The following is a 25457-nucleotide window of genomic DNA, read 5'->3' on the forward strand; positions in this document are numbered from 1 at the left end:
CGAACCCGAAAACCACAACAAAAAAGTATTAAGAAATATATATCGTTTGCCTATCAATCTACGGTGGAAAAGCGATCAGTCTCCGAACACAACCGTCTTGGTGCCATTCAGGATCACCCGGTCGTCCAGGTGGCAGCGCACGGCGCGCGAGAGGACCCGCCGTTCGATATCCCGCCCCTTGCGCACCAGGTCATCGGGCGTGTCGCTGTGACTGACACGTTCGACATCCTGTTCGATGATCGGCCCTTCATCGAGGTCGGCCGTCACATAATGTGCCGTGGCGCCGATCAGTTTTACCCCGCGCGCATGGGCCTGATGATAGGGCCGCGCGCCCTTGAAGCCCGGCAGGAAGGAATGGTGGATATTGATGCACTGCCCTGACAGCCGGGCGGACAGCGAATCCGACAGCACCTGCATGTAGCGGGCCAGTACCACCAGTTCCGAATTGGTCCGCTGCACCAGGCTCCACAATTCTTCTTCCTGTTCTGCCTTGTTGTCGCGCGTGACCGGCAGATAGTGGAAGGGGATGTCGCCCATGTCGATATGGGCATAGGTCTCGCGCGGGTGATTCGCGACGATTGCCGTTGGAAGCATGGGCAGTTCGCCGATCCGCCAGCGATAGAGCAGGTCCACGAGGCAATGGTCGAATTTCGAGACCATCAGCAGGACCCGGCGGCGCACCGCGCGGTCATGCAATGTCCAGTTCATGCGGAAACGCGATGCCACGGCATCCAGCCGCGCCCGCAGCCATTCGGTGCGTTCGGCATCGGCCCGGCCGGTGAAGACGACACGCATGAAGAACACGCCGGTTTCAGTATCATCGAACTGCTGGGCTTCGATGATATTGCCGTCGGCTTCATACAGGGTGGTGGCGATGGCCGCCACGATGCCCGGCCGGTTGGGGCAGGACAAGGTCAATGTCCAGGTCGCCGCCTCCTGCCCCCCATGATCCGTCATGCCGGACAATCCACGAACAGCCGCTCCGAAAAACACACGCGCGATACCATAGGCGTCGCCTGCCGGAACTCAAGCCCCCCGGCTGCGGTCCGCCGGGGGCCGCACCGCTTTCCACGCGGCATCGAGCGCATCGGCCATCGTATCGAACGCTACGCTCCATCGCTCTGCCGGGCAGTCGGTGCTGCCCGCCTCGCCGATCGCAGCGCGCCAGCGCGGGGCTCCCGCTGCGCCCGGCAGGCGTTCGATGCGCACCATCCGATCCTCGGGGATGCGCGACAGCAGGCGAGCCAGGCGTCGTTCCGGCGTCATGGGTGTTGCGTAATTATGAGACATCGGCCTTTCTCCCGGCAGCGAGGCTGGCGCGTCCGGCAGCTCCGGGCAAGCGGTTTCGGTTGCATCCGGCGCCCCGACCGGTTTCAACACGCATTGTCCCCCGCCATCCGCCCCCGACCACAGGCGCAGAAGCAGAGCAATAAGGAGTCTCCGTGTCCCCCTTCCCCGGAATCCTGCCCGACGAACCGATCGACAGCGTCGCCCACCTGATCCAGACCGCGCTGACGCCGATCTTCATGCTGTCCGGAATCGGAACGCTGCTGAACCTGTTCAATACCCGGCTGGCCCGGGTGTCGGACCATATCGAAAAGGCCAACGAAACGCTGGAGACGACGAAGGCGCCGACGGGGCGCCGCCATCTGCGCCAGCATATCCGGCATCTGCACCGGCGCACCCTGCTGCTGGATGCATCGATCCTGCTGGGGGCCGTCGGCGGCGCGTCGACCTGCGGCGCTGCCTTCGTCCTGTTTCTGGGCAGCCTGCGGGATTCCTCGGTGGCGTCGTGGCTGGTGGTGATGTTCGGCATGGCGCTGGTCTGCACCGTCGGGGCGCTGGCCTCGTTCCTGTGCGACAGCCTGCTTGCCTGGCACGGCCTGCGCATGACCACATCGTGGGCACGATCTGTCCATCCGAAAGGCTGAAGCCCCGGCCTGACAGCAGCCCGATTTCCTCATTAAAAATGCGACAGCCTACAAAATAGGCAAATTGCCTATTTTGTAGGCTGATTTGCCGGGCTCCCTGACTACCCGTCCGTGCCCGCACAAAAAATAACCAAAATTGACCCGTTTCGTTTTTCTATCCCAGCGAAATAAACAGTACCCTGTTTACGAAGTGAACAGAATATTTATTGTTCGGTTACTATGCGTTTTTTAGCCATCTGATCTCATCTTCTTTTGTATTGCGAGCGGCCGAATTTCGGTGTTGGTTCCGCCCCAACACCACCCCATAGGATTTCGGATAATGTTTATTCAGGAAATTGGTAACCTCGTCGCCAGCTCGATGAACGTCGCGTCGTTCCTGCCGCTGGTCGCGTTTCTGCCGATCGTTGCCATGCTGATGGTGGCCACCGCTGTCGCCGACCGCGTCGCCTGATGCGGCGGCCATGGCGGCCGGTCCCTTTGTGACCCGCACCGTGGCCTGCATGCCTGCCTGATAGCGGGCATATGATCCGGCCTGTGCCGGATCCGGATGGTTGTCCATCCATCCGGCGTCATCCTCGACGCCGCACGCCCAGCCCTGGATGAGCGGCCCCCCGGCTGGCTCTGTCCTTGGGGCGGGCCGTCCCTGACGAGAAACCGCCATACGCCCCCCGGATTTGCTCGGGCCGCCCGTTGTTATGGCGTGCTGTCGGTCGGATCCATGGCATAGGTGGACAGGTCCAGCGTGCGATGCACCACGCCCTGGGCGCGCAGGAAATCCATGAACGTCCGATAGCGCCGCCCGTCGAGCAGGGCCGGCTGCTTGCAGACGCGCGGCAGTGTCGCCGTCCAGGCGGCGCGGTTGAGCGGGGTGTCCAGCTCCGGGTGATCATGCACCGCCTGCGCCTGGATCTCGTCCGGGTGGTTCAGCAGGGCGTTGGTGCCTTCCTCCAGCGCCTGCATGAACCGGACGATCTTCCCGTCACGGGCATGATCGCGCGGGGCCAGGAAAATCAGCTCGTCATTCAGCGGAACGCCATGTTCCTCGGGGTAGAAGGCGACCGGATCGAACCCCTTCTGTCGCAGGTCGATCAGTTCATAGGTCCGGGTGGCACCGATCACCGCGTCGACCGAATGCGACATCAGGGCCTGTTCAAGCTGGAAATTGACGTTGACCTGTCGCACGTCGGACAGCGACAGGCCGACCGACCCCAGCATCGCCGCCAGCACCGCGTCATCGACCCCGGCCATCGAGATCCCGATCGTCTTGCCCTTCAGGTCTTTCAATGATGTCAGGCCGGGGGCCGCGATCAGCGTATCCAGCGGCGTGTCGATGAGCGTGCCGACCCGGACCAGAGGAATGCCCTGGTCGGCCAGCATGCCGAGCTGGGTTTCGTACGAGACCGCGAGATCGGCCTGGCCTGCCGCCACCAGCCGCGCCGGTGATCCGGGGTCGGACGGTGCGATCAGACGCACCTGCAGCCCGTGTCGGCGGAAGGCGCCGCTGTAATCGGCGGCCAGCAGGGCCGCGTGATCGGCATTGAGGAACCAGTCGAGGATCACCGTCACCGTTTCCGGCGCGTCGGCCCGAGCCGCCGGCAGGCTGAGGAACAGAAGCGGCACCATCATCAGCAGGCGGGACAGGGAGGGCATGTACGTTGGTTCTCTCTTTCTTCTTTTGCCTTCCGAAAAAGAAGCAAAAAGACTTTTATCCGTTCAGGGACATCCTTTGCCGCAAGCACAAGGCTCCTGAACGAATCAAAGTTTTTCGGTTCTTTTTTTTCAAAAAAGAACACTCTTCCTTCACGGCGGCGTCGGGCCGAACAGGCCGATATCAAGATGCTTTCCGGTCGAATAATTCAACCCGGACACCCGGCCGAATTCGATCACATCCAGCCCATCCGCATGCAGGCGCTCGCGGAATACCGGTTCATCCTTCCGGTCCACCAGCGCCAGGCCGCAGGCCCGGTTGTCGCGCAGCACGTCCGCCGCGTCCCTGGGGCCGACCAGGACGGTGTTCTGCCCCACGAGGAAAACCAGGCTGGGCTCGGAGAATGAGGGCGAGACGACCAGCGTATCGGGGCATGGCCGGTAATCGTCGACCAGGGCCGCCAGGCGGGGGCTGAGCCAGATTGTCTTCAGGGCCGGAATCACGGTCAGGAACAGGCCGACATGGATGATGATCGCCGCCGCCACCGCCGACATGGCGGCCTGCAAGACCCGACCACGGAACAGGAGCCAGGAGGCGACCGCCAGCAGCGGCAATGCGCCCACGGGCACCAGCAGCGAGGCCGGCACGACATCATGTTCCAGTCGCCAGAGCAGCACCGGCCCGGCGACGGACAGGGCGATGCCAACCGCCAGCCACAGCGCGCCGTACAGTGCCAGCCCCGCGCGCGCAAGGCGCGACGCGGGCCAGTGCCAGCGGTCTTGCGTCGTCAGGATGGCCGCCGCCACAAGCAGGGCGATCGCCGGGTAGGTGGGCAGGACGTAGTGAGGCAGCTTGGTCGCGATCGCCTCGAACACCAGCCAGTGCGGCACGATCCAGCAGAGCAGGAACCGCACTGGCGGCGCATGGCGCCGGGCCCAGATGAAAGGCAGCGCCATCGCCGCGAAGATGGACCCCGGCCAGAAGGCCAGGGCGAAGACCGCCAGGTGATAACCCGGCGGCAGGCCATGTGCCTGCTGCCCGCTGGCAACCTTGCCGAGGAAGTTGGTGCCGACGGCGCGCGAGAAGAAATCACCATGGCTGACCACGCCGATCGCGATGCACCAGGGCAGGACGATCGCCAGCATCACCAGCCATCCCCACGCGGGTCGCAGCCGGTGCCACCAGTCGATGCGCCGCTCCACCAGTGCCAGGGCCAGCGGCGTACCGAAACCGGGGATCAGGACCACGGGCCCCTTCAGCATCAGGCCCGCCCCCAACGCCGCCCAATAGAGCAGGGCCGCCGAAACGGGCGTGTTCCGTTCGCGTTCGCGATCCAGATAGGCACGCAGCAGCCCGGCTTCGGCCAGCAGCACCGTCAGCAGCAGGGTGCTGTCGATGGTGGCCATGCGGCCTTCGGCCGTCATCAGAACCGACACCGCCAGCAGGGAAGCCGCCAGCAGCCCGCTTGCCGGGCCGAACAAGGTGGCGCCGATCCACGCCGTCAGCACCACCGAGGCGGTGGCCGCCAACAGGGAGGGAATGCGATAGGCCCAGACCGCGCGCTGTTCCAGCGTACCGGTGGCGGCCACCGAAGCGGCCTCCAGCCAGTAGATTCCAGCAGGTTGCAGGTAGCGCGGCTTGTCCTGGAAACGGACATCGATGAAATCGCCGCTGCGCAGCATCTGCGCGCTGGCTTCCATATAACGGGGCTCGTCACGGTCCAGGGGCGGCAGGCTTGCCCGTCCGGGAAGCAGAAGCAGGAAGGCGCCCAGAGCGAGCAGAAGATAATGACGCACGGTCAGCCGTGTCATCCGGCACGTCTCCTCGGGAAGAGATCGGGACAGGGAAGTGCCCGGTCGAGGGTGCCGGACCGCGCCGGTCACGGCACCGATTGGAGCCTGCTTCAAAAGCCCGCTGATGATGAGCGGAAGCAAGGCGCGAACCATGGGCAGGCCACCGCCGGCGGACCTGCTGCAACAGGTTCTTACCGTTCGGTGACCTGGCGCGGCAACCGCGTGCGGTTGATCAGCCACATCACGCCGAGCAGATCCCGGATTCCGACCACCGCGCGATTCAGATTGGTATATTTCGATGATCCGTGCAGCCGGTTACGGTGGCGAACCGGCTGGCAAAGCAGCGGTGTGCCGTAATGACCGAACAGGGCCGGCAGAAAACGATGCACGCCCTCGAATTGCGGCAGGCGCAGGAAATCCGCGCGCCGGAACAGTTTCAGCGGCGCGCCGGTATCGGGGCACCCGTCCCGCAGCAGACGCCGACGCAATCCATTGGCAAAGCGTGTCGCCAGGCGCCGCGACAGCCTGTCTTGCCGGCGCAGGCGGACGCCCACCACCAGAGGTGCCGGCCCCGGAGCCTTCAGCGCCAAGTCCAGCATGCGGACGATTTCCATGGGGTCGTCCTGCCCGTCGCCATCGAGGGTGGCGACCCACTGGCCGCGCGCGGCCTCGACCCCGGTGCGCACCGCTGCGGATTTGCCGAGCCGGCGATCGTGGCTGAGAATACGCAATTCCGGCAGCACCCCTTCCGCCCGGGTCGCGAGCAGGGCCTCGACCGTACCGTCGGTGCTGCCATCATCGACGAATATGATTTCGCAGGGAGGAAGTGCGCGCGCGGCCTCGGCCAGTTCGGCACAGACCGGGCGGATATTTTCCACCTCGTTCAGAACCGCCGCCACAATGGACAGGAGCGGTTCGGAACGGTCAGGATTGGAGGGCGCGGCCAGTAAACCGGTCCTGCTCAGGCGGCGCGATGCGACAGGGCGGCCGGCAGGTCGGCGATCGAACGGTCGACGATCTGCTGCCCGGTCTCGGCCGGCAGCGCCAGGGCCAGCGCGTCGCGCGTGGCCTGGACCGCCACGTCGATCGCAACCTGGCGGACCTCGCGCACCGCGCTGCGCTCGGAGGCGGCGATGCGGTCGCGTGCCATCTGCTCGCGCCGGGCGGCCACGGCTTCGGCCTCGCGGCGCGCATCCTCGGCAATCCGGCTGGCTTCGGCCAGCGAATGCTCGACCAGGGCGCGGGCCTCGGCCAGCGCGGTCTCACGCTCGCGCGTGGCGTCCTCGAGCATCTGCTCGGCCTCGCGACGCAGGCGCGCGGCCTCGTCGAGGTCGGCGCGGATGCGCTCGGCCCGCACATCGAGGGCGGTGGCCAGCGGTGCCCAGATCTTCCTGCCGAACAGGACGAAGAAAAGGAAGAAGGCGACGGCCGTCCAGAAACGGGGTTCGTGCAGCATGGTCTTGAACCTGTTCCTTACTGTGTCGCGATCAGAGGCCGCGCGCCGTGGCGGCGTGATCGACCGTCCGGGCCACCACATCGGCGGGCACCGACGTACCAGTCACCTGGCGCACCAGCACCTGCGCTGTCTCGTCCGCGATCTGGCGCAGCGACCCCAGGGCCGCCGTCCGGGCGGCCGCAACGCGGGTTTCCGCCTCGTGAATCTCGGTAGCCAGGCGGGCGTTCATGTCCTGGGTCTGCCGCAGGGCGGCGAGGCGCGCGTCCTCGATCACCTTGTCGACATTCGCCTGGGCCTCGGCCATCGCGCTGCGGCGGGCCTGGTGCAGCTCGTCCACCGCGCTGTCGGCTTCGGCCTTGGCACGGTGGGCGATATCCAGATCGTTGTCGATCGTCTGGCGGCGGCTGGTCAGCACCGCTTCGACCTTCGGCAGCGCCGACCGGCTGAGCAGCAGGTACAGCACCAGGAAGATCACGGCGCCCCAGACCACCTGGCCGATGACGAGGGGGTTGGAGAAATCCAGCTGAGGCATGCCCACGGCCCGCGCGCCCGGCGCGGCCATTACCATCACGGGCAAGGCCAGCGCGAGCGGCGTCAGGAGAGACGCCACCCGGCGGATGCTTGAGGCCGCGGAACGTGCCACGTTGGTCTCCGGTCTCAGACGAACAGGATCAGGAAGGCGATCAGCAGGGCATACAGGGCCACGGCTTCCGTCAGGGCGAAGCCGAGCATGCCCAGGCCGAACACGTGCGGGCGCGCGGCGGGATTGCGGGCGATGCTGCTGACCAGCGTGGAGAAGATGTTACCCAGGCCGATGCCGACGCCGGCGAGGGCGATAACGGCGATACCGGCACCAATTTCCCGGGCTGCAGCGATGTCCATAGCGAGGCTTTCCTTGTTTGGTTCAGGCGTTCAAAAGGGCTGGGGCGGCGTCGCGGTCAGTGCGCGACCGCCTCCCGCAGATAGATGCAGGTGAGGATCGCGAAGACATAGGCTTGCAGCGCACCCACCAGCAATTCGAGCGCCATCAGCGCGACATTGATGACCACGGGACCGACGGCGAGCGCATCGCCGATCAGTCCGAGCCCGGCCAGCATGATCGTGAAGGCGGCGAACATTTCCAGCATCACGTGACCGGCCACCATGTTGGCGAACAGACGGATCGACAGACTCACGGGACGGGACAGGAACGAGAGGATTTCGATCGGCACCAGCAGCGGCGCCAGCGCGACCGGGGCGCCGGCGGGCATGAAATGCGCGAAGAATTTCGCGCCCTGCGCCTTTAGCGAAACGATCACCGACAGCACGAACACCATCAGCGCCAGCGCGATGGTGACGGCGACATGGCTGGTGAAGGCAAAGGAGAAGGGCAGCAGGCCCAGATAATTGCCGGCCAGTATGAAGAAGAACAGCGTGAAGACGAACGGGAAGAACGCGCGCCCTTCCGGACCGATCGTGTCCACGGCCATGTTGTGAATGAAATCATAGCAGATTTCGGCGGCGGCCTGCAGGCGCCCGGGCACCACGGCCTTGGGACGCATGCCGACATACAGGAACGCCAGCACCGCGACCGACGCCACGATCATCATGAGGGGCGACTGACTGAAACGCAGCGCCTCGCCCAGGCCACCCAGAACAGGATGGAGCTCGAACTGACCCAATGCGTCGATGGTGGATCCGGCCGCCAACTTCGTCTTCCCTCTACCGCTCCGGCCCCGCGTGCGGGCCCGGCTTGTCCTCCAGGGCATCCTGTGGCCTGACCAGACGCCAGACATTCAGTACGCCCGCGGCCCCGCCCAGCAACGAAAACAGGATCAGGAATACCGGGCGACAGCCCAGCCATCGATCAAGCCCCCACCCCATCGCGACCCCGACCGCCAGGCCCGCCACCATTTCGGTGCCGGCCCGCAGGACAGTGCCCACGGTGGTTATATCGCTGCCTTGCAACGGTGCCTCGGCCGCCCGGTCGGGATTGTTCCGATCCATGGCCTGCTTCAGGCGCCTGTCGAAGGCCTGACGGGAGCTGTCCGTTTCCTTACCCAATTTTTACACCTCCAGGCGGGTGCAGGCGCTAGCTAACGACGCGGCAGAAACCTGTCAAGCAAACGCTTTTGTTTCAGGACACGGAAAAGAGGCGCCCCTGGTCTGTCACGCGCGGAATGGGTGACAGTTCCCGGCATGCACGCCCCCGAGGGTATGGACGGCACCCTATAAATTCAAAAAACGAATATCAGAAACGCTATTTTTGCATAAATCACTTACGGATGAACGCTGCCGCCCGGGATTTCATCATAGGCCGCGCTGCCGGGGAACGGGCCGGCCACCGGTGCCGCCGCCGAGGCGACATGGATGGTCTGTTCCATCGACGGGCCGATCTCGCGGGCGTCAATGGCGGTTCCCAACGCGCTGGTGCTGCCATTGCCGACCGCATGAAGGGTCTGGCCGGGCTTCAGCCAGGCGGTCAGCCGTGCCGCTTCGGCGGGGGCGAGATGAACCGTGCTGTAATCCTGCATGACCGCGCCCACCAGTCGGCCATGGAGGCTGTAGAGCGGCGCGCGCACCGTGCCGTTCACCACGATATCGGGCCCGGACGTGGTGACCGGCAGCCGGGCCGAGATCGTCTCGGCGTCCTCGACCGCGCGGCCACGCTGGTCCTCAATCTCGTAGGCGCGGACGATCGGCAGGTCGCGGCCGCGCAGGCCGCGCGCCGAGATCTTCTCACCCGGCTTGACCAGGCTGGCCACCGCCAGCCCGAGTTCGTGCGAACACAGGATTTCGGTGCCGTCGGTCAGGATCAGCCCGTCGATATCGCCACCCGGCGTCGACAGATAATGCGCCACCGTGCCGGTGATGACCGGCAGAGGGGAAAAATCATAGGCCGAGACCGGCTGGCTGGCGGCCATCGCCGGTCCGGCGATCAGGGCTGACAGGCCGGCCACCGCCGGAAGAAGGTGGGAATGCCGCAAACTCGCCATGCCTGCTCTCGTCTCTGCCTGATCGTCTTTGTCATATCGTCCCGGTACGGTTTGGCCGGGCTGGATACTGAAATCCATCCCGGCCGACGCGGCAATCCCCTGAGGGAGAGGATCAGTGCCGGAAGTGACGCATACCTGTGAACACCATGGCGATGCCGGCACGGTCGGCGGCGGCGATCACCTCGTCATCGCGGATCGAACCGCCGGGCTGAATCACCGCGGTGGCCCCTGCCGCGATCGCGGCCTCCAGCCCGTCGGCGAACGGGAAGAAGGCGTCGGACGCCACCACGCTGCCGGCCGTCAGCGACTGGTCCAGCCCTGCGGCGCGTGACGCTTCCGCCCCCTTGATCGCGGCGATGCGCGCGGAATCCACGCGGCTCATCTGTCCCGCGCCGATCCCGACCGTGGCCTGGCCCTTGGCGTAGATGATGGCGTTCGACTTCACATGCTTGCACACGCGGAAGGCGAAGGTGAGGTCCGCCATCTCGGCCTCGGTGGGGGCGCGCTGCGTCACCACCTTCAGCTCGCCGGGGACGATGCGGCCATTATCGCGCGTCTGGGCCAGGAAACCGCCGGCGACCGAGCGGATGATCACCCCGCCCTCGGCCGGGTCGGGCATCGCGCCGGTCAGCAGCAGGCGCAGGTTCTTCTTGCGGGCCAGGATCTCCCGCGCCTCGTCCGTTGCGTCGGGCGCCACGATCACCTCGGTAAAGATCGCGGCGATGCGTGCGGCGGCCTCGGCATCCAGCGTCCGGTTCAGGGCGACGATGCCGCCGAAGGCCGAGACCGGGTCGCAGCGCAGCGCCAGGTCCCATGCCGCCGACAGGCTGTCGGCGGTCGCGATGCCGCAGGGATTGGCATGTTTGACGATCACCACCGCCGGCGCGTCGAATTCCGCCACCGCCTCGAATGCGGCATCGGTGTCGTTCAGGTTGTTGTAGGACAATGCCTTGCCCTGGATCTGCCGCGCTGTGGCCACGCCGGGGCGCTTGCTGCCATCGGCGTAGAAGGCCGCCTGCTGGTGCGGGTTCTCGCCATAGCGCAGGCTTTCGCGGCGCTGGCCCGCCACCGTCAGGCGCTCGGGCAGCGCATCGCCGCGCTGGGCCGCGAACCAGGCGGCGATCGCGGCGTCATAGGCAGCGGTGCGGGCATAGGCAGCACCCGCCAGCGCGCGCCGGGCCTCCAGCGTGGTGCCGCCTTCCGACAGCGCCGCGATGATGGCGCCATATTGCGCGGGGTCGGTCAGCACCACGACGTGATCATGGTTCTTGGAGGCGGCGCGGATCAGTGCCGGACCGCCGATATCGATATTCTCGATGCAATCCTCGACGCCGGCGCCGGAGGCCACCGTAGCCTCGAACGGGTAGAGATTCACCGCGACCAGGTCGATCGGCGCAATCCCGTGCTGTTCCATCTGCGCGACGTGCGCCGGCAGGTCGCGACGGCCCAGGATGCCGCCATGGATCTGCGGCACCAGCGTCTTGACCCGGCCGTCAAGGATTTCCGGAAAGCCGGTATGGTCCGACACCTCGGTCACGGGCACCCCGGCCTCGCGCAACGTGCGGGCCGACCCGCCGGTCGAGAGGATCTCGGCCCCATGCGCCACCAGGGCGCGGGCGAGGTCGAGCAATCCCGTCTTGTCGGAAACGGAAATCAGGGCACGGCGGACCGGCACTGGCGTCTGGGTCATCGCGGGGGCGGCCTTTCAGGATGGGGCAGGCAGGAAAGCCGCGTCCTTAATCCAAGCGGGTCCTGGGGGGCAACAGATGTGTGGGCTGGGTCGTCGAGTCCACGCGGAAGCTCTTCTGTTCTTTTATGAAAAAAAGAACCAAAAAACTTTGGATTTCTTAAGGGAAATCCTGCGGATATCGTTGGATGCCAAACGAACGAAAGTCTTTCTGCTTCTTTTTCTTCAGAAAAAGAAGAGGCCCTGCCGCACCGCCGCGACCCTGTCCAGCGCCATGACCAGAGGCGCGCCGTCCAGACTGACCACCGGCCGCACCGACAGGCTGCTGACCAGAATCATGCCGCCGGACAGGTCGGCCGGCATCAGCGATGCTTCCTCGACCAGACCTGCCGCCAGCAGCACGGCCCGGGCGATGCCGGGCAGCGCACCGTCCTCGACCGGTGGGGTCAGCAGACGCCCGTCACGCAGGGCCAGCACGGTGCTGACGGTGCTTTCGGCCACCCGGCCGGCGCCGTTCAGCAGCAGTGCGTCATCGGCTCCGCGCTGCTCGGCTTCCAGCCGGGCCAGGATATTGGGCAGGTAATTCAGGCTCTTGATCCGCGACAGGGGGGAATCCGCGTCGCGCCGGATGCGGGTGCTGATGATCAGGTGCGCCGGCCCTGGCGCGGGGGTGGCCGGAAAGGGCACGATCAGGAGCGTTGGTTGTGGGCGCGGGGGCGGCAGCAGGCCGCGCGGGCCGCAGCCGCGCGTCAGTGTCAGGCGCAGCGCGCCCTCGTCCAGCGCATTCCGGCGCACCACCTGGCCCAGCGCATCCTCGATCGCATCCAGATCGGGTGCCGGAAACATGAGCATCTCGGCGCCACGCCGCAGCCGGTCGAGATGGCGGGGCAGATGGGCGATATGGCCGCCGGACACACGCATGGTCTCGAACAGCCCGTCGCCCAGCGTCAGGCCGCGATCGGAGGGGTCGATCCGTGCCTGGTGCCGCGGGACCAGCCGGCCGTCCAGCCACAGGACATTCATGGCGCAGGCTCGGCCGGACGATCGCCGAACAGGGCCAGCAGGGGGGCGATCTTCAGGCACATTTCCGCATATTCCCGCTGGGGGTCCGACAGGATCGTGATCCCGCCGCCCGCCGCCGCCACGATCGTATCGGGGGTCGCGGCCAAGGCACGGATGATGACTGAACTGTCCATGGCACCGTCGGTTCCGATGCGGAAGACGATCCCGCAATAGGGCCCACGATCCGAAGCCTCCAATTCATCGATGAGCCGCATGGCCTGATGTTTCGGGGCGCCGGTCACCGATCCGGGCGGCAGGGAGGCACGCAGCAGGTCGATGGCATCCTGTCCTGGCGCCAGCGTGGCCGCGACCTCGGAGACCAGATGGTGGAGATGGGCGAAGGTTTCGACCGACAGCAGTTCCGGGACGCCGACGCTGCCGATCCGCGCCACGCGGCCCAGATCGTTGCGCATCAGGTCCACGATCATCAGGTTCTCCGCCCGTTCCTTGTCGTCGGCGACCAGTTCCGCCCGCTGGATGTCATCCAGTTCCGGCGTGGTGCCGCGTGGACGGGTGCCCTTGATCGGCCGTGTGCGGGCCACCCGGTCGCGCCCCAGATGCACGAACCGCTCGGGCGAGGCCGACAGCAGGCTGAACCTGCCTCCACACGCCAGCCAGGCCCCGAACGGAGCCGGCGAGGCCCGGCGCAGCGCCCGGTAGATGTCGATAGCGGCCAGATCCGGCGGCCGTCTGGCGACATGCCGGCCGGTGATGTTGACCTGGAAGATCTCGCCCGCCGCGATCCGCTCCACTGCCGCTGCCACGGCACCGGCATATTGTCCCGGCGTGCGGTCGGGAACGAACATGGCGCGCGGCAGGGCTGCCGGTGGCGGGGCCGGTGGCAGCGCGGCCCATTCGGCATGGAATGCGGCGAACAGCCCCTCTGCATCCGCACGGATCGTCGCCAGATGCACCTGGTGCCGCACGCGATCGAACAGCACCGCGTGGTCATAAAGGGCCGCCGCCAGATCCGGCCGGGTGGGATCGGCTGCATGGCGGGTCGCGATCCCTTCCGCCCATTGCCCCACGCCGTAGCCGGCGAAACCGATCACCCCGCCGACGAACGGCCATGGCCCGGCATCCGCGACCGGCGCCAGTGCCAGCAGGCCGCGCAGCGCCGCGAGAGGATCGGTCCCATCCCCGGTGCGCCAGTCCAGCACATGGACGGGATGGCGGCACAGGATGACCCAGCGCGCGCGGGGTCCGGGCTCGCCACCGCTGTCCAGGCAGGCCAGCCAGGGCTCGTCCCGCCATGCCCACAGCACATCGTCCGGGTCCCGCCAGGGCAGGCCCATGGTCCGGACGGCGCCGGATGGCCGGTCCATCGCCTTCAGGTCCCGGCGGCGAAATCGTCGATCAGGCCCGTCACCTCGGTCACGTCCGAGGCTTCCATCACCCGGTGGGCCAGGCGGCGGCAATCCTCGAAGGACAGGGCACGCACCACCTTCTTGACCCGGGGCACGGCCGAGGCCGTCATCGAGAATGAACGCAGGCCCAGCCCGATCAGCAGCGGCACCACCCGTGGGTCGCCCGCGATCTCGCCGCAGAGCGAAATCGGGCGGTACTGACGCAGCGCCGCCTCGGTCGCGGCCTGGATCAGGCGCAGCACGGCCGGATGAAGCGGGTGATAAAGCGGTGCGACCTCGGCCGAGCCCCGATCGACCGCGAGCGTGTACATCGTCAGGTCGTTGGTGCCGATGGCCAGGAATTCGGCTTCCTGCGCCAGCGCGTCGCCCATGATGGCCGCTGCCGGGGTTTCCACCATGATGCCCAGCGGCGGCAGGGTGTCGCCCAGTTGGACGCCCTTGCGGCGCAGGCGACGGGCCACGCGATGATAGATCTCCCGCGCCTCGCGCAGTTCGGGCACGACCGTCACCATCGGCAGCATCACCCGCACCGGTCCGGCGACGGAGGCCTTGAGGATCGCGGCGAACTGGGTTTCCAGCACGGCGGGATAGCGCAGCAGCAGGCGCAGGCCGCGCATCCCCAGCGCGGGATTGATGGTATCGCCCTCCTGGTTCAATCCCGCGCGCTCCAGGGCCTCGCTATGCTTTTCGCCCCCCCAGTCCACGACGCGGATCGTGGTCGTGTCGCCCGCCATCGTGCCGATGATCTCGGCATAGATCGCCGCCTGCCGGTCTTCGTCCGGCATGGTTGCGGCATTCATGAACAGGAATTCGGTGCGCAGGAGGCCGATGCCCGAAGCCCCGGACTGCGCGATCAGCGGCAGTTCGGCCGGCAGTTCCAGATTGGCCTGCAATTGCAGCTTCTCGCCACTGGACAGGCGGGCGGGCAGACGGCGCAGGCGGCCCAGCGCCTGGCGTTCGCGCGCATGGTCCGCCACCCCGCGCCGCGCGGCCTCCAGCGTCTCCGCGCTGGGATCGATCACCACGTGGCCGGTCGTGCCGTCCACCACCATGGTCGCGCCGTCGCGCGCATGGGCGGTCAGCCCATGGGCGGCCAGCACGGTGGGAATCCCGAGAGCGCGCAGCATGATGGCGGTGTGGTCGGTCGATCCGCCCTCCTCGGTCGCGACCGCGACGATGCGCGAGGGATCGATCAGCGCCGCGTCGGCGGGGCGCAACTGTTCGGCCACCAGCACCGTACCCGCGGGCATCGCGCTGAAGGACCGGAAGGGCGTACGGCCCAGATTGCGCACCAGGCGCTGGCCGATTTCGCGAAACTCTCCGGCACGGCGCTGGGCGGCGGCCGCATCTTCGCCGCCGATTTCGGCCCCGTCGCGCAGCAGGGCCTGGGCCAGGCTTTCGGTCTCCTCGCGGACGGCCAGTTCGGCCGTGCGTCCGTCGCGGACGATGCGCTCGTGAATCCCGCGTTGCAGGCGCGACGGGCCGAGCATCCGGCGATAGACTTCAAGCAGCGACCCGATCTCGATCTGGCCGTCCTCGGGCAGGATCGCCAGCCGGTCGCGCAGCCGTTCGATCTGGCGCACCGAGCGTTCGATCGCCTCGCCCAACCGTTCCAGCTCATGCTCCGGATTGTCGCTGCGGGCGGCGGCATCGATATCCGGCGCGGGGCTTTCCAGCACCAGCATCACCGGACCGATGGCCATGCCCCGGACCGTGGCATCACCACTCAGGCGGATTTCGGGCGGCGTGGCCGCGGGGGCCGCGCCGCGCGGTCGCCGCCGGCGACGGGGAGAAGTCTGGTCGGGCCCGTCAGTCGTCTTCATGGAAGCCAGCCTCGATCAGAGCCATAAGGGCCTCGATCGCCGCATGGGCATCCCATCCGGTGGCCATCAGCGTCACGGATTCCCCGCGACCGGCGCCCAGCATCATCAGCCCCATGATCGAGCGCGCCGACACCGTCTGGTCGCCACGCCGGACCTCGACATTCGCATCGAACTGTTCGGCCACCGTCACCAGACGGGCGGCCGCGCGGGCATGCAGGCCCCGGCGATTGACCATCGCGGCGGTTACGGACAGGACATTCGGGTCCTGGGGATCAAGCCCGCCAGAAGACGTGTCGGTGCCGGACATGTGTCCTCAGCCGACCGCCGCCCGCTGCTCGCCCAGCAGGCAGCTCCGGGCGCCGCCCAGACATTGCGGCGGCAGGTGCGAGGCGGTGGAGATATATTTGCGCCCGGCGCCTTCGGCCAGATCGGCACATTCCTCGAGCGTATGGGCGTTGCGGATCTGCGCCAGCTTGACCAGCATCGGCACGTTGACGCCGGCCAGGACCTCGACCCGCGCATTCTCCATCATGGAAATGGCCAGATTGGAGGGCGTGCTGCCGAACATGTCGGTCAGCAGCAGGACGCCGTCGCCCGTGTCGACGCCGGCAATCATCTTTTCCAGGTCCACGCGTCGCAGCACCGGGTCATCCCCGGCCTCGACATTCAGCGTTGCGAGCTGCTCCTGCGGTCCGACCACATGCTCCATCGCGCGCCTGAGTGTCTCGCCCAACGCGCCATGGGTAACGAGGACCATACCGATCATGAAGAATATCGCCCTTCCACGACGTCCGTCACAGGCTCCTTCGGCCGGCTGGCCCATCGCCAACGATATCGGCCTTGCCGCGCCAGTTCGCGATGCATGACGATAACCGACCATGCACCCTGCTCGTCCGTCCCTGATGAAGGGAGATCGGACGGCGCCGCACCAATGTCAATACGAGGCGCCTTCGCTGGCCTCTCGCATGTTCCCGCGCATTCCGCAAGACGTTCGGCCAGGGCCTCGACGATCGTGACCGAACGATGCCGGCCCCCGGAACAGCCGATGGCGATGGTGGCGTATTTCTTGCCCTCGCGCACGAAGCGGGGCAGCACCAGCCCCAGCATGGCGTCGATCTGCTCCAGAAAATGCGGATAATCCGGGTCGGCGGCGACATAATCCGCCACCTCGGCATCCAGGCCGGTCTTAGCCGCCAGCTCGGTGACGTAATAGGGATTCCGCAGGAACCGGGCGTCGAACACCATGTCGGCCTCACGCGGCAGGCCGGCGGGAAAGGCGAAGGACATCAATGCCACCGTCAGGCCGCCGCCGCGCCGGTCGCTGCGGGGAGCGAACCGCGTCTCGACCACCTGCCGCAATTCCGGCGGCGGCAGGTCCGACGTGTCGATCACCATGTCGGCCGCCGCGCGCAGGCGGGCGGTGAGTTCGATTTCGGCCTCGATCCCTTCCTTGACTGCGCCGCGCATCGCCAGCGGATGGCGGCGCCGGGTGGCGGTGTAGCGGCGCAGCAGCACGCTTTCCTCGGCGGTGGCGTAGATCAGTTCGGCCTGCAGGCCGGGATTGACGCGCAGGCGCCCCAGCGCGGCCATGACGGCCGCCGCGTCGAAACCCCGGGTGCGCGAGTCCACGCCGATCGCCACCGGCTGTTCGGCGCGGGTCACGATTTCGTCCAGCATGCCCAGCGGCGGATTGTCGATCACCTCGTATCCCAGATCCTCCAGGATACGCAGGATCGACGATTTTCCTGCCCCGGACAGGCCTGTGACCAGCAGGATGCGGCGCGGCGCGGGTGCTCCGTCGAGTGAAGAATCCGTCACGGGAAATCCTGGCTGAACAAGGGCCGGACACCTTCGGGCACGGGAGCGGCCTGGATATCAGGCGGGCTCACGACACCGTCCCCCAAGCATGGGACACTGAAAGAACCGACATGGGAAGAGGCACGGGGATTACAATTGCTCCAAGGTTAAGATTTCGCAATGCCCCGCCAGACCGGCAAGAGCCAGGTTGATCCGCGCCACAGCCGAGGGCAATGCCGGGTCCAGCCGGATTTCCGGCAGGCCGGTCAAAGGATCGTGCGCCGTCGCGGGCAGCCGGTCGGGCCTGTCCTCCGGCCTGACCAGCCGCACGGCCAGGACCGCGCGAACTTCCGCCACGAACGGCAGGCGGGCAATCCCCATGCCCCGGACCTCGATCAATCCGGCCAGCGCCGGAGGGGCCGATGCCCGGTCGCCCTCCAGGACCACGCGATCATCCGCCACCAGATCGTAGCCGGAATCCACCAGCCGCAGCAGCAGATCCGACTTGCCGATGCCCGATGGCCCCAGCAGAAGCACGCCCTGCCGGTCGCGCGCCGCGCAACTGCCATGGACCTGAACCTTTGACGAGCGTAATTGTTCCATGTCCGTTAAAATGACCCCTCAGGGTTGAAATTCACCGTGAACAGAATATGACGTTTTCGTTATCGATGTCCGAAGTGGGAGATCACGCACGGCATGACGGACCACGAGATCCACGTTCGGCATTTGACCGGGATCGATCCGGGAGCAACAGGAAAACCGCCCGGTCTGACGGAGCAATGCCGCGTGGCCCTGGACCGTGGCGCCCGTGCCCTGGCGCGCGACGGATACCGGCTGGAAGATGTGACGCGCATCATCTTCCTGATGCGTGACACGGACGGTTTCCCGTCCTGCTTTCCGCTGCTGCGTGACGCGTTCGGCACCGGCCGGCCCGGCACCACCCTGCGGCTGGTCACGGAATTCGACAGCCCCGGAACCCTGATTGAAATCGAACTCGTGGTCGACCCGGCGCAGATCTGAGCGCTGTCAGCGCCGCTGCTGGAGAATACTGGCCAGCGTGAACAGGCGGCGGGCGGTTTCGTTATCCATGTCGATCTTGTCGCGCAGGCGTTCGACCATCAGGGCGGCGCCATCATTATGCAGGCCCCGCCGCCCCATATCGATCGCCCGGATGCGCATCGTGTTCCCTTCACGCACCGCTTCGTCGAAACTGTCGACCAGCAGGACGTAATCCTTGATCAGGCGGCGGAAGGGGGTGAGCGAGATCCGATAGATGCGCAGCGGTCTGTCGTGCGCATCGCGCACATCGAAGACGAGGCCGTTGGTCTGCACCGACAGATGCAGGATGAACGGCCCGATCAGCCCTTCGGGCAGGAAACGGGCCGTCTGCTGCAGGTCGGCAATCGCCTGGTTGACGTCGTTCTGCCGTGCCCGGCTGTTCGTCAGCGCGTTCTCGACATCTTCAAGCACGACGCGCGCCAGCACTGTGGAACCGGTCGGCCCGCCGCCATGCGGTGGGTTGTCGGGTAATGGATGCACCGCCTCCCCTTTCCCTTTGCTGTCCCGGCACGCTCCCGCGGGGCGGGAGCCATGGCCGGTGACGCATATTACACATCGTGCGTGGCGCCGACACGAGGGGATCGCAGGGAACGTCCCTATCCCCGCGCCCGGTTGCGCGTGTTTCAGATTCCAGTCAGCAGGTCAGTGAAAGCGAACCCAGATGGGCGAACGCGGCCCGCACCCGCGTGCCGGGCTCGACAAAGACGGTCCCAGACGTTGAGCCTGTGGTGACGATGGTGCCGGCCGCCAGCCCACCGGCATAGCGGGCGGCATGCGATGCCAGCCACACCAGCATGCGGATCGGATCGCCGGCGGAATTGCCGCCGGCACGATCGACCGCCACGCGACCGTCGATCGCGAGCGTCACCCGCTCTTCCGTCGGTACCAAAGCGTGCCAGTCCGTCAGAGCCGGGCCCACGAACAGGGCACCGTGGCTCTGCTGGTCGGCCAGATGATCGAACGCGGGCTGGCTGCCCGGCGTGACGAAACGGGTATCGAGGATTTCGATGGCAGGGTGTACGGATTCGATCGCGTCACGCACATCCTGCGCCGTATATGGCGCCTCGCGCGGCGGCAGGGCGCGGCCGAAACGATAGGCGATCTCTGCCTCCACCCCGATCAGGCGGCACAGGCCGCGCGGCAGGACCGTCGCCGTATCGAACAGGGTCGTATCCAGGATCGGCGCGGTGGCCGGTTCGGAGTCCGGCGAAGGGGCCCCGACCTTCCAGCCGGCAACCCTGCCCCCCAGGGCCCGGAGCGTCGCATGCTGAATGCGATAGGCCTCGTCTTCCGAGGAAACATGATAGCCGCCGGGAAGAGAATCCAGCGGAGACGCCCCGGCCCGGACCCGAAGGAAGGCTTCAGCCAGTTGTTCGACAGACACTGTTACGCCCGCCCCACCGCGTGTCCGAAGCGGGCCTTTCCGTCGCGATCGGTCACAGCAACGACTGAGACCGGCTGAGCACCATGTTGCAGACTTTCTGCGTCACCTGCTGCTTGACGCCCTGCCCCGCCGAAGCGAGCGAGAAGCTCTTGCCATTGCCCATATCCAGCAGCCCGCGCTGGCCGGCCTGATACGCGCTGTCGCCCTGGCCGCTGATCCCGGCCTTCTGCCCGAGGGCGCTCATGACCGGCGAGGCGGTGCTGGCCCCCAGGAAATTGTTCTGGACGCAATAACCCAGCAGCCCGACCAGATTGCTGGAACCGGCGGAGGACACCGATGGCAGGCCCATCGTCCCCATCATGCCCTGCCCCATGTCGGACATGCCGGGCATCGACGGCATCTGGGCGCGCGCCGACTGCGAGCCGGAAAGCGATACGGCCGCCATGGCGGCCGCGAACGACAAGGCAACGAAGTGACGGTTCATGCACCACATCCTTTTCTGGCTCTTTGCCGAATATAACCTGTCGATATGGCCAGAATATGAATGATGATGTCGTGACAAGCGAATAAAATCTGACACGCAAGTCAGAATCCCGAGTTGAACGCCATCGTGTAGTAAAGCTGCCTGATCAGCGGTGTCAGCACGTACTGGATCAGCAGCAGCAGCACCAGCGGGCTGAAATCCATATTGCCGGTGGCGGGCAGGATGCGGCGGATCGGCCGCAACGCCGGCTCGGTCAGCCGATCCAGGAACCGGCCGATCGACCAGACCATCTGGCTGCGGGTGTCCAGGACACCGAATGCGTACAGAAAGCTGAACACGCAGGAAATGATGACCACCCATGTATAGAGCCTGATGACATTGAGCAGCAGGCCGAAGATAAGCGTGAGCAACGTGATGATCCCTGCATTGGACGGGCGGCGAGTCTATCGAAGCCTACCGGAGCATACAACACCGGCCGGGACCAAACGCGCTTGACAAACATCCTGCACCCGCTATTTATCCACCCCGTCAGGCAGTGGGGCTGTAGCTCAGTTGGGAGAGCGCCTCGTTCGCAATGAGGAGGTCAGGGGTTCGATTCCCCTCAGCTCCACCACTGTCATGATATTTTCCCTTAAAAATCAACAATCTAAGAGAAGGCGGGAAATTCCTACCCCTCTTGCTATCCCTCTTAGAAACCGCGCTACCCTGATACAGAGGGGAGCGGCGGGGCACAGATCACGCGGACCCAGCTTGTCCGGCCCCTCGCGCGCGGAGCATTGAGCGCCCGGTAACAGCCAATGCGACTTCATTGACGATGATGGCGCTGATCCGATCGAGCGGAAGCCCTTGTCCAAGCATGGTCGCCAAGCCGTCGCAGGCTCTTCCTCTCAGCAGGTCCATGAACTCCACCTCGTTGTGGCCGCCGACAGCGGCGATCTCCGCAATGTGCTTGCCGACGCTATAATTGGGGCTTCCCGGTTGGCCCGACATGGCCGCACACAATTCTTCCATGGTGCTGGCATCACGAACCGCATTATCCTGATCATATGACATGGTTCGGTGGTATCCTTTTCATTGCTTGGTGCATCTGGTGGGTGCGTGGTTCGATCTGGCCCGCGTTGATGGTCCCTTTATTTGCGATCGCTGTGGAAGGATTATCGCACGCTGATCAAGGGCACTTCGACCCGGCTTCGACCATCATTGCGATGGCTGTTCTTTCGATCTCTGCCTTCATCCCGCACCTTGTCGCCCGGCGGCGCGCCCGGCAGATCGAGCGCACGTTGCACGGCGTCAGTTTCCTCTCCGTCCGGGATTGAGCAGCATATTGTCCAAGGCGTCGTAGGTCGCGGCCTGGGTGTTCGCCAGCCGGCCGGCCACACGCCGCGACGCCCCGGCTGCCAGAGCATTTCCCAGCATCGTCCCAACGGCTCCCCCCTCCATGCCGCCGGTCAGCGCGCCGCCGAGGCCCACACCAGCCGCGCCCGCCAGCTTCCCGGCGATGCCCTGCGCCATATCTGCGACGCGGCCGCTGGTCGTCAGGTTGATGTTGGTATCCGACCCGCGCGCTTTCCCCAGATCGATGCGTGATGCCAGGCGCATGTCGTCGCGCAGAGTCTCCAGCGCCTTCAACTGCTCGTCCGTCACGCTGTCAGCCTCGCGGTAGCCAGGCTTCCCTTTCTCGCGCCGGATCGCCTTCAGCAGCGTGTCCAGTTGCCCGAGGCGCACATTGCCCTGCGTGTCTGTCAGGTTACGCGATTGCAGGAACCGCATGGCGTCGATCGGCCGGGACAGTTCCTCGTAACGCTGGGCATATGCCTTGAAGCCCGGCGCGCCTTCCTCGATCGCATCCGTGATCGTTGGCTTGAGGTCCATAAGCTGCGAGGCCGCCGCGTGCCCGCTCTGCGCCGTTCCGCGCGCGGCCGGCGAGATGATGTCGCCCATATATTTCCGGACGTTCCACAGGTGTTCGGGCAGCGCATTCCCGTTTTCGTCGGCAACGGCACCGATCTGCTTCAGGACGCCGATCAGCGGCTGTTGCACGGTATCTCGCCCGCGATTGTCATCGATCAGGCGCGCGAGGTGCTGGCGGATCGGCGTCACATCGACCGGCTGCTGGTTCCCGAACGCTGCGTTGCGGTGCTCGGCCTCGATCGCGCTGCGGGCCGCCTCGGCCGCCTGCAACTGATCTTCCGTGCCGATCACATCGCGCGCGAAGGCGTTCCGCGCCTCGCTGTTCTGCTGCTCCAAGGCCGTAAAGGGAGCGGGGTTCGCAGCGCGGCGGACGCGCTCCAGTTGCGCCAGTCCGGCATTGCCCGTGGCCTGCGATGCCGTAAGCTGCACGCCGGGAATCTTGGACTGGACCAGCGCGACCGGACCGCCCTTCCAGTAATCGGCCCAGATCCGGGCAGCCAGCTTGTCAGCATCCTTCGGCGACGTGAACAGCCCCAGCTTCACGGCCTCGGGCGCAGGGTCCGACGGGAGTGGTGCGGATACGGACCCCGGCTCGGCGGCTGAGATGGATGCTCCAGACGCGTCGCCGGGGATCGCTGCTCCTGCAGCAGGAGGAACCTCCGCCGCCTCGGGCGCCAGGTGGTTCAGGACGCGCGTGCCCACCGACGATGCGCGACCAGCGACAGCGCGCGCACCTCGGGCCGCCATGGGCAAGCCAGCCCCCAGCGCGCCGCCGAGTGCAGCACCGGTCAGCGGATCGCCGCCCGTCAGCGCATTTGCGGTTGCACCCTGCGCTGCGCCGCTCGTGACTCTGGTCAACAGGCCACCCCCGCCTGTGAGCGCGTTCGTCCCGGCCTGGATGACGCGACCGGCCATTCCGCCCGCCGCGCCGGCGAGCGCGCTGCCTCCTGCACCGATCGCGCCAGCGCCCAGTTCCGTCGCAGCGCCGGCCAGCAGCGCATTCGTCAGGAATCGGCCAGCTTCGTTCGCTGTCGCACTGGAACCATCACGCTCGGCAGCCGACAGGTCCTCTCGATCCAGGCCCGCGCGCCGCGCCTGAAGATCAAGCGCCGTCCCCTTCAGCAGTCCATGAACGCCGGGGATGTGGTCAACGGCCTCGACCCCGACACGCATCAGTTGGTTGCGCGCCGCATGGTCCATGTCCTGCGCGAACTGCGCCATGTTTCCGTACCATGAGCCCTGATGGGCGCGCGCTTCGGGGGGAATGCTAGAGGCTGTCTCATGCCCGAACATGCCGTCGAATGCGTTCTCCTTCGGTCCCGGATGCGCGCCGCCGCCATGATCCGTGCCGAACATGCTGCCGAAGGCATCCTGAGTCGGCGGCGCTCCGCGCTCTGGACCGGATGATCCGGACCCCGCGTCGGTTCCGGGCCCAGCAAAGGGATCGTCGCCCGGCGCCTTGAGAGCGGCATATCGATCGGCCACCTTGTGCGGATAAGCCATGGTCTCGTCGTTTCCCCATTTCGACCGGTCCGTGCCGCCGTTGTAGGCGCGCAGGGCATCGGGAAGGTTTCCGTAGCGGTCCATGTTCTCCCGGAGCACCCGCGCGCCGCCGTAGATCGACTGAACGGGATCGCGCGGATCGATGCCGATGGCATGGGCTGTGGCCGGCATGATCTGCATATGCCCTAGCGCGCCGGCCCGGCTTCGCGCGGCCGGATCGCCAGACGGATCTTCCACCTGGTGGACAGCGCGCAGGATATCGGGATCTACGCCCCAATACTGGCCCGCCCGCTCGTAATGCCTGTCGAGATCATGGGCCACTCGGCACCAGCCCGGCGGCGGCCATGCGGTTGTAGGTCTGTTTGAATTCGTCGAGTTGCCCCGTATTTTTCATGCCCTGGAACACCTTCTGCCTCTCCGCCGGGGTCATGCGGAGGATCTGGAACGCACGGGGGTCGAAGTTTTGACTGAACTGCTGGTCCCACGCCTGATATTGCGCAGCCGGCAGCCCCGACGCGCGCCATGCATTCGCTTTGGCGTGGATGGCATCCTCTTTGCCCATCAACTGATGAATCATCAGTTGGTTGGTTTCCTTCTGGAGTCCGCTGTTCGGATTGGCATGCTCGGCAGCAGCCTGACGGGCATCCGAACTGCCAAGGGCCTGGGACTGAGCGTTCGCCAATTGCTGAGCCCACTTGTTGAAGGACTGGGCGCTTTCGATCCCCGACGAATCAACATCAAAGGGTGTGATATTGTTTATGAGTGCCCAGGCTTTCCGCCATTTTTCTGCACCAGGGCCACTGGTGAACCCATCAAGGTCCGTATCCATATTTCCCAGCATCGCGAGGCGGTCATTTCGGCCCGCATCTGCCGACAGCAGAGCATTCGCGCCTTTGGCGCCAGCCTCGGCAGTCGCGCGCTGTGCTTCAAGCTGGCCAGCGGGCGGACCTGCGGAGAAACCCGCCGGCTGCGCGTTGGTTCCGGCACCGGAGAAATCGTTCTGGTTGCCCGGATAGCGGCCGCTTCCCATCACATCCAGCGGGACTGTGGGCTTATTGGTGGTATCCACATACCCGCCTTGCCCGTTCGCCTGGGCAACCTGCGCCCGCGTGCCGATCTTCGGATTGCCACCTGCATCGTTATACGGCTGTGGCGCGGTGGCTTCTCCCGGCGACAGCGTCTTCGTGATCGGCGCGCCCTGATTGACGCCACCCTGGCCGCTGGCCGGAGAGCCGACATTCTGCCACTGGAGATGGCCGCCAACGTCCACAAGCTGCATCGAGCCGAACGCATCTGCGGACTGCCCGGCGCCCGGCATCAGGCTATCCATCAAGCCACGGACAGAGGTGCGGATACCCTTGCTGTCCGCCGGAAGCGACGAATAGACCTTTTGCGCCGTGCTGAGGTCGATCGTCCCCGTAGCAACCCCAACGCCGAGTTGCCGCGCAACGTCGGCCTTTGTCACGTCCGGATTGTTCATGAGCGGGGCAGCCAGCCCGGCAATGTGACCAGCTCGAGCGGCCTGCAACTGGGTCTGAGCCCGATCGTTTCCGATCTGCTGGGCCTGTTGGCTGCGG

Annotated in this window: 30 protein-coding genes and 1 tRNA gene; 5 read left to right on the plus strand and 26 right to left on the minus strand. The window is 66.1% G+C overall.

Annotated elements, in window-relative coordinates; translation table 11 throughout:
- Positions 1 to 75 precede the first annotated feature (75 nt).
- Both purU and HLH36_RS15830 read right to left on the minus strand, forming a co-directional pair.
- On the minus strand, positions 76 to 957 hold the full coding sequence (gene purU / locus HLH36_RS15825) for a formyltetrahydrofolate deformylase (RefSeq protein WP_182987297.1): 882 nt from the start codon (positions 955 to 957) through the stop codon (positions 76 to 78).
- A 69-nt stretch (positions 958 to 1026) separates the two neighbouring features.
- Positions 1027 to 1290, minus strand: a complete 264-nt coding sequence (locus HLH36_RS15830; RefSeq protein WP_182987298.1) for a hypothetical protein — start codon at positions 1288 to 1290, stop codon at positions 1027 to 1029.
- A gap of 152 nt (positions 1291 to 1442) precedes the next feature.
- On the opposite strand from HLH36_RS15830, the gene HLH36_RS15835 reads away from it, so the two are divergent.
- Complete coding sequence (locus tag HLH36_RS15835) at positions 1443 to 1931, plus strand: DUF2721 domain-containing protein (RefSeq protein WP_182987299.1); 489 nt, start codon at positions 1443 to 1445, stop codon at positions 1929 to 1931.
- 319 nt (positions 1932 to 2250) lie between these two features.
- Positions 2251 to 2382: a hypothetical protein gene (locus HLH36_RS20105; protein ID WP_275943815.1), complete on the plus strand. Its 132-nt coding sequence runs from the start codon at positions 2251 to 2253 to the stop codon at positions 2380 to 2382.
- Between the two features lie 242 nt (positions 2383 to 2624).
- Here the strand turns inward: HLH36_RS20105 and HLH36_RS15840 are convergent, their stop codons facing one another.
- From HLH36_RS15840 to HLH36_RS15920, 17 genes are all read right to left on the minus strand, one after another.
- Positions 2625 to 3581, minus strand: a complete 957-nt coding sequence (locus HLH36_RS15840; RefSeq protein ID WP_182987300.1) for an ABC transporter substrate-binding protein — start codon at positions 3579 to 3581, stop codon at positions 2625 to 2627.
- A gap of 150 nt (positions 3582 to 3731) precedes the next feature.
- Positions 3732 to 5390: an ArnT family glycosyltransferase gene (locus tag HLH36_RS15845; RefSeq protein WP_182987301.1), complete on the minus strand. Its 1659-nt coding sequence runs from the start codon at positions 5388 to 5390 to the stop codon at positions 3732 to 3734.
- A 173-nt stretch (positions 5391 to 5563) separates the two neighbouring features.
- The gene (locus HLH36_RS15850) at positions 5564 to 6271 is read right to left on the minus strand and encodes a glycosyltransferase family 2 protein (RefSeq protein WP_338030476.1); all 708 of its coding nucleotides are present in this window, start codon (positions 6269 to 6271) and stop codon (positions 5564 to 5566) included.
- Positions 6272 to 6333: 62 nt separating this feature from the next.
- The gene (locus tag HLH36_RS15855; protein WP_182987302.1) at positions 6334 to 6828 is read right to left on the minus strand and encodes a F0F1 ATP synthase subunit B family protein; all 495 of its coding nucleotides are present in this window, start codon (positions 6826 to 6828) and stop codon (positions 6334 to 6336) included.
- A 31-nt stretch (positions 6829 to 6859) separates the two neighbouring features.
- Positions 6860 to 7471: a F0F1 ATP synthase subunit B family protein gene (locus tag HLH36_RS15860; protein ID WP_182987303.1), complete on the minus strand. Its 612-nt coding sequence runs from the start codon at positions 7469 to 7471 to the stop codon at positions 6860 to 6862.
- Positions 7472 to 7485: 14 nt separating this feature from the next.
- Positions 7486 to 7710 carry an ATP synthase subunit C family protein gene (locus tag HLH36_RS15865; RefSeq protein WP_012224283.1) on the minus strand — a complete coding sequence of 75 codons (225 nt, stop codon included), beginning with the start codon at positions 7708 to 7710 and terminating at the stop codon, positions 7486 to 7488.
- A gap of 56 nt (positions 7711 to 7766) precedes the next feature.
- Complete coding sequence (locus HLH36_RS15870) at positions 7767 to 8516, minus strand: F0F1 ATP synthase subunit A (RefSeq protein ID WP_182987304.1); 750 nt, start codon at positions 8514 to 8516, stop codon at positions 7767 to 7769.
- 13 nt (positions 8517 to 8529) lie between these two features.
- Positions 8530 to 8871, minus strand: coding sequence for an AtpZ/AtpI family protein (locus HLH36_RS15875; RefSeq protein WP_182987305.1), 342 nt, complete (start codon positions 8869 to 8871; stop codon positions 8530 to 8532).
- A 215-nt stretch (positions 8872 to 9086) separates the two neighbouring features.
- Positions 9087 to 9803: a hypothetical protein gene (locus HLH36_RS15880; protein WP_182987306.1), complete on the minus strand. Its 717-nt coding sequence runs from the start codon at positions 9801 to 9803 to the stop codon at positions 9087 to 9089.
- A 112-nt stretch (positions 9804 to 9915) separates the two neighbouring features.
- Positions 9916 to 11493 carry a bifunctional phosphoribosylaminoimidazolecarboxamide formyltransferase/IMP cyclohydrolase gene (gene purH / locus HLH36_RS15885; protein ID WP_182987307.1) on the minus strand — a complete coding sequence of 526 codons (1578 nt, stop codon included), beginning with the start codon at positions 11491 to 11493 and terminating at the stop codon, positions 9916 to 9918.
- Positions 11494 to 11715: 222 nt separating this feature from the next.
- A complete protein-coding gene (locus HLH36_RS15890) occupies positions 11716 to 12513 on the minus strand; it encodes an aminotransferase class IV (RefSeq protein ID WP_182987308.1) in 798 nt (265 codons plus the stop codon).
- On the minus strand, positions 12510 to 13877 hold the full coding sequence (locus tag HLH36_RS15895; RefSeq protein ID WP_182987309.1) for an anthranilate synthase component I family protein: 1368 nt from the start codon (positions 13875 to 13877) through the stop codon (positions 12510 to 12512). The genes HLH36_RS15890 and HLH36_RS15895 overlap by 4 nt, the downstream gene beginning before the upstream one ends.
- Positions 13878 to 13882: 5 nt before the next feature.
- Positions 13883 to 15742 (minus strand): phosphoenolpyruvate--protein phosphotransferase, encoded by a 1860-nt coding sequence (ptsP, locus tag HLH36_RS15900; protein WP_182987310.1) that lies wholly within the window; start codon positions 15740 to 15742, stop codon positions 13883 to 13885.
- Entirely contained in the window at positions 15729 to 16049 is a 321-nt protein-coding gene (locus tag HLH36_RS15905) for an HPr family phosphocarrier protein (RefSeq protein WP_182966272.1), read from the minus strand. The genes ptsP and HLH36_RS15905 overlap by 14 nt, the downstream gene beginning before the upstream one ends.
- A gap of 6 nt (positions 16050 to 16055) precedes the next feature.
- Positions 16056 to 16508, minus strand: coding sequence for a PTS sugar transporter subunit IIA (locus tag HLH36_RS15910; protein WP_182987311.1), 453 nt, complete (start codon positions 16506 to 16508; stop codon positions 16056 to 16058).
- Positions 16505 to 17560 (minus strand): RNase adapter RapZ, encoded by a 1056-nt coding sequence (gene rapZ / locus HLH36_RS15915; protein ID WP_182987312.1) that lies wholly within the window; start codon positions 17558 to 17560, stop codon positions 16505 to 16507. Before rapZ ends, HLH36_RS15910 begins: the two co-directional genes overlap by 4 nt.
- A gap of 129 nt (positions 17561 to 17689) precedes the next feature.
- A complete protein-coding gene (locus HLH36_RS15920; RefSeq protein ID WP_182987313.1) occupies positions 17690 to 18142 on the minus strand; it encodes an HPr kinase/phosphorylase in 453 nt (150 codons plus the stop codon).
- A 183-nt stretch (positions 18143 to 18325) separates the two neighbouring features.
- Here HLH36_RS15920 and HLH36_RS15925 point away from each other — a divergent pair, with 183 nt between their 5' ends.
- Entirely contained in the window at positions 18326 to 18559 is a 234-nt protein-coding gene (locus tag HLH36_RS15925; protein WP_246376946.1) for a RidA family protein, read from the plus strand.
- A gap of 6 nt (positions 18560 to 18565) precedes the next feature.
- Here the strand turns inward: HLH36_RS15925 and HLH36_RS15930 are convergent, their stop codons facing one another.
- From HLH36_RS15930 to HLH36_RS15945, 4 genes are all read right to left on the minus strand, one after another.
- Positions 18566 to 19078, minus strand: a complete 513-nt coding sequence (locus HLH36_RS15930; RefSeq protein ID WP_338030477.1) for a UPF0262 family protein — start codon at positions 19076 to 19078, stop codon at positions 18566 to 18568.
- A 154-nt stretch (positions 19079 to 19232) separates the two neighbouring features.
- Positions 19233 to 19982 (minus strand): fumarylacetoacetate hydrolase family protein, encoded by a 750-nt coding sequence (locus HLH36_RS15935; RefSeq protein ID WP_182987315.1) that lies wholly within the window; start codon positions 19980 to 19982, stop codon positions 19233 to 19235.
- A gap of 52 nt (positions 19983 to 20034) precedes the next feature.
- The gene (locus tag HLH36_RS15940; protein ID WP_246376947.1) at positions 20035 to 20466 is read right to left on the minus strand and encodes a YjjA family protein; all 432 of its coding nucleotides are present in this window, start codon (positions 20464 to 20466) and stop codon (positions 20035 to 20037) included.
- Between the two features lie 101 nt (positions 20467 to 20567).
- On the minus strand, positions 20568 to 20876 hold the full coding sequence (locus HLH36_RS15945) for a YggT family protein (protein ID WP_182977866.1): 309 nt from the start codon (positions 20874 to 20876) through the stop codon (positions 20568 to 20570).
- A gap of 127 nt (positions 20877 to 21003) precedes the next feature.
- On the opposite strand from HLH36_RS15945, the gene HLH36_RS15950 reads away from it, so the two are divergent.
- Positions 21004 to 21079: transfer RNA gene (locus tag HLH36_RS15950), tRNA-Ala, on the plus strand.
- A gap of 122 nt (positions 21080 to 21201) precedes the next feature.
- Here the strand turns inward: HLH36_RS15950 and HLH36_RS15955 are convergent.
- Complete coding sequence (locus tag HLH36_RS15955) at positions 21202 to 21519, minus strand: hypothetical protein (protein ID WP_182987317.1); 318 nt, start codon at positions 21517 to 21519, stop codon at positions 21202 to 21204.
- Here HLH36_RS15955 and HLH36_RS15960 point away from each other — a divergent pair.
- Positions 21513 to 21782 (plus strand): hypothetical protein, encoded by a 270-nt coding sequence (locus HLH36_RS15960; protein WP_182987318.1) that lies wholly within the window; start codon positions 21513 to 21515, stop codon positions 21780 to 21782. The genes HLH36_RS15955 and HLH36_RS15960 overlap by 7 nt on opposite strands.
- On the opposite strand, the gene HLH36_RS15965 is transcribed toward HLH36_RS15960, so the two are convergent.
- Together HLH36_RS15965 and HLH36_RS15970 are read right to left on the minus strand one after the other, a co-directional pair.
- Complete coding sequence (locus HLH36_RS15965) at positions 21757 to 24201, minus strand: transglycosylase SLT domain-containing protein (protein WP_182987319.1); 2445 nt, start codon at positions 24199 to 24201, stop codon at positions 21757 to 21759. The genes HLH36_RS15960 and HLH36_RS15965 overlap by 26 nt on opposite strands.
- On the minus strand, positions 24191 to 25457 hold a 1267-nt coding region (locus HLH36_RS15970; protein ID WP_220792884.1), incomplete at its 5' end, for a hypothetical protein. The genes HLH36_RS15970 and HLH36_RS15965, both read right to left, overlap by 11 nt.

This window comes from Gluconacetobacter aggeris, from assembly GCF_014174395.1.
Lineage (GTDB): Bacteria > Pseudomonadota > Alphaproteobacteria > Acetobacterales > Acetobacteraceae > Gluconacetobacter > Gluconacetobacter aggeris.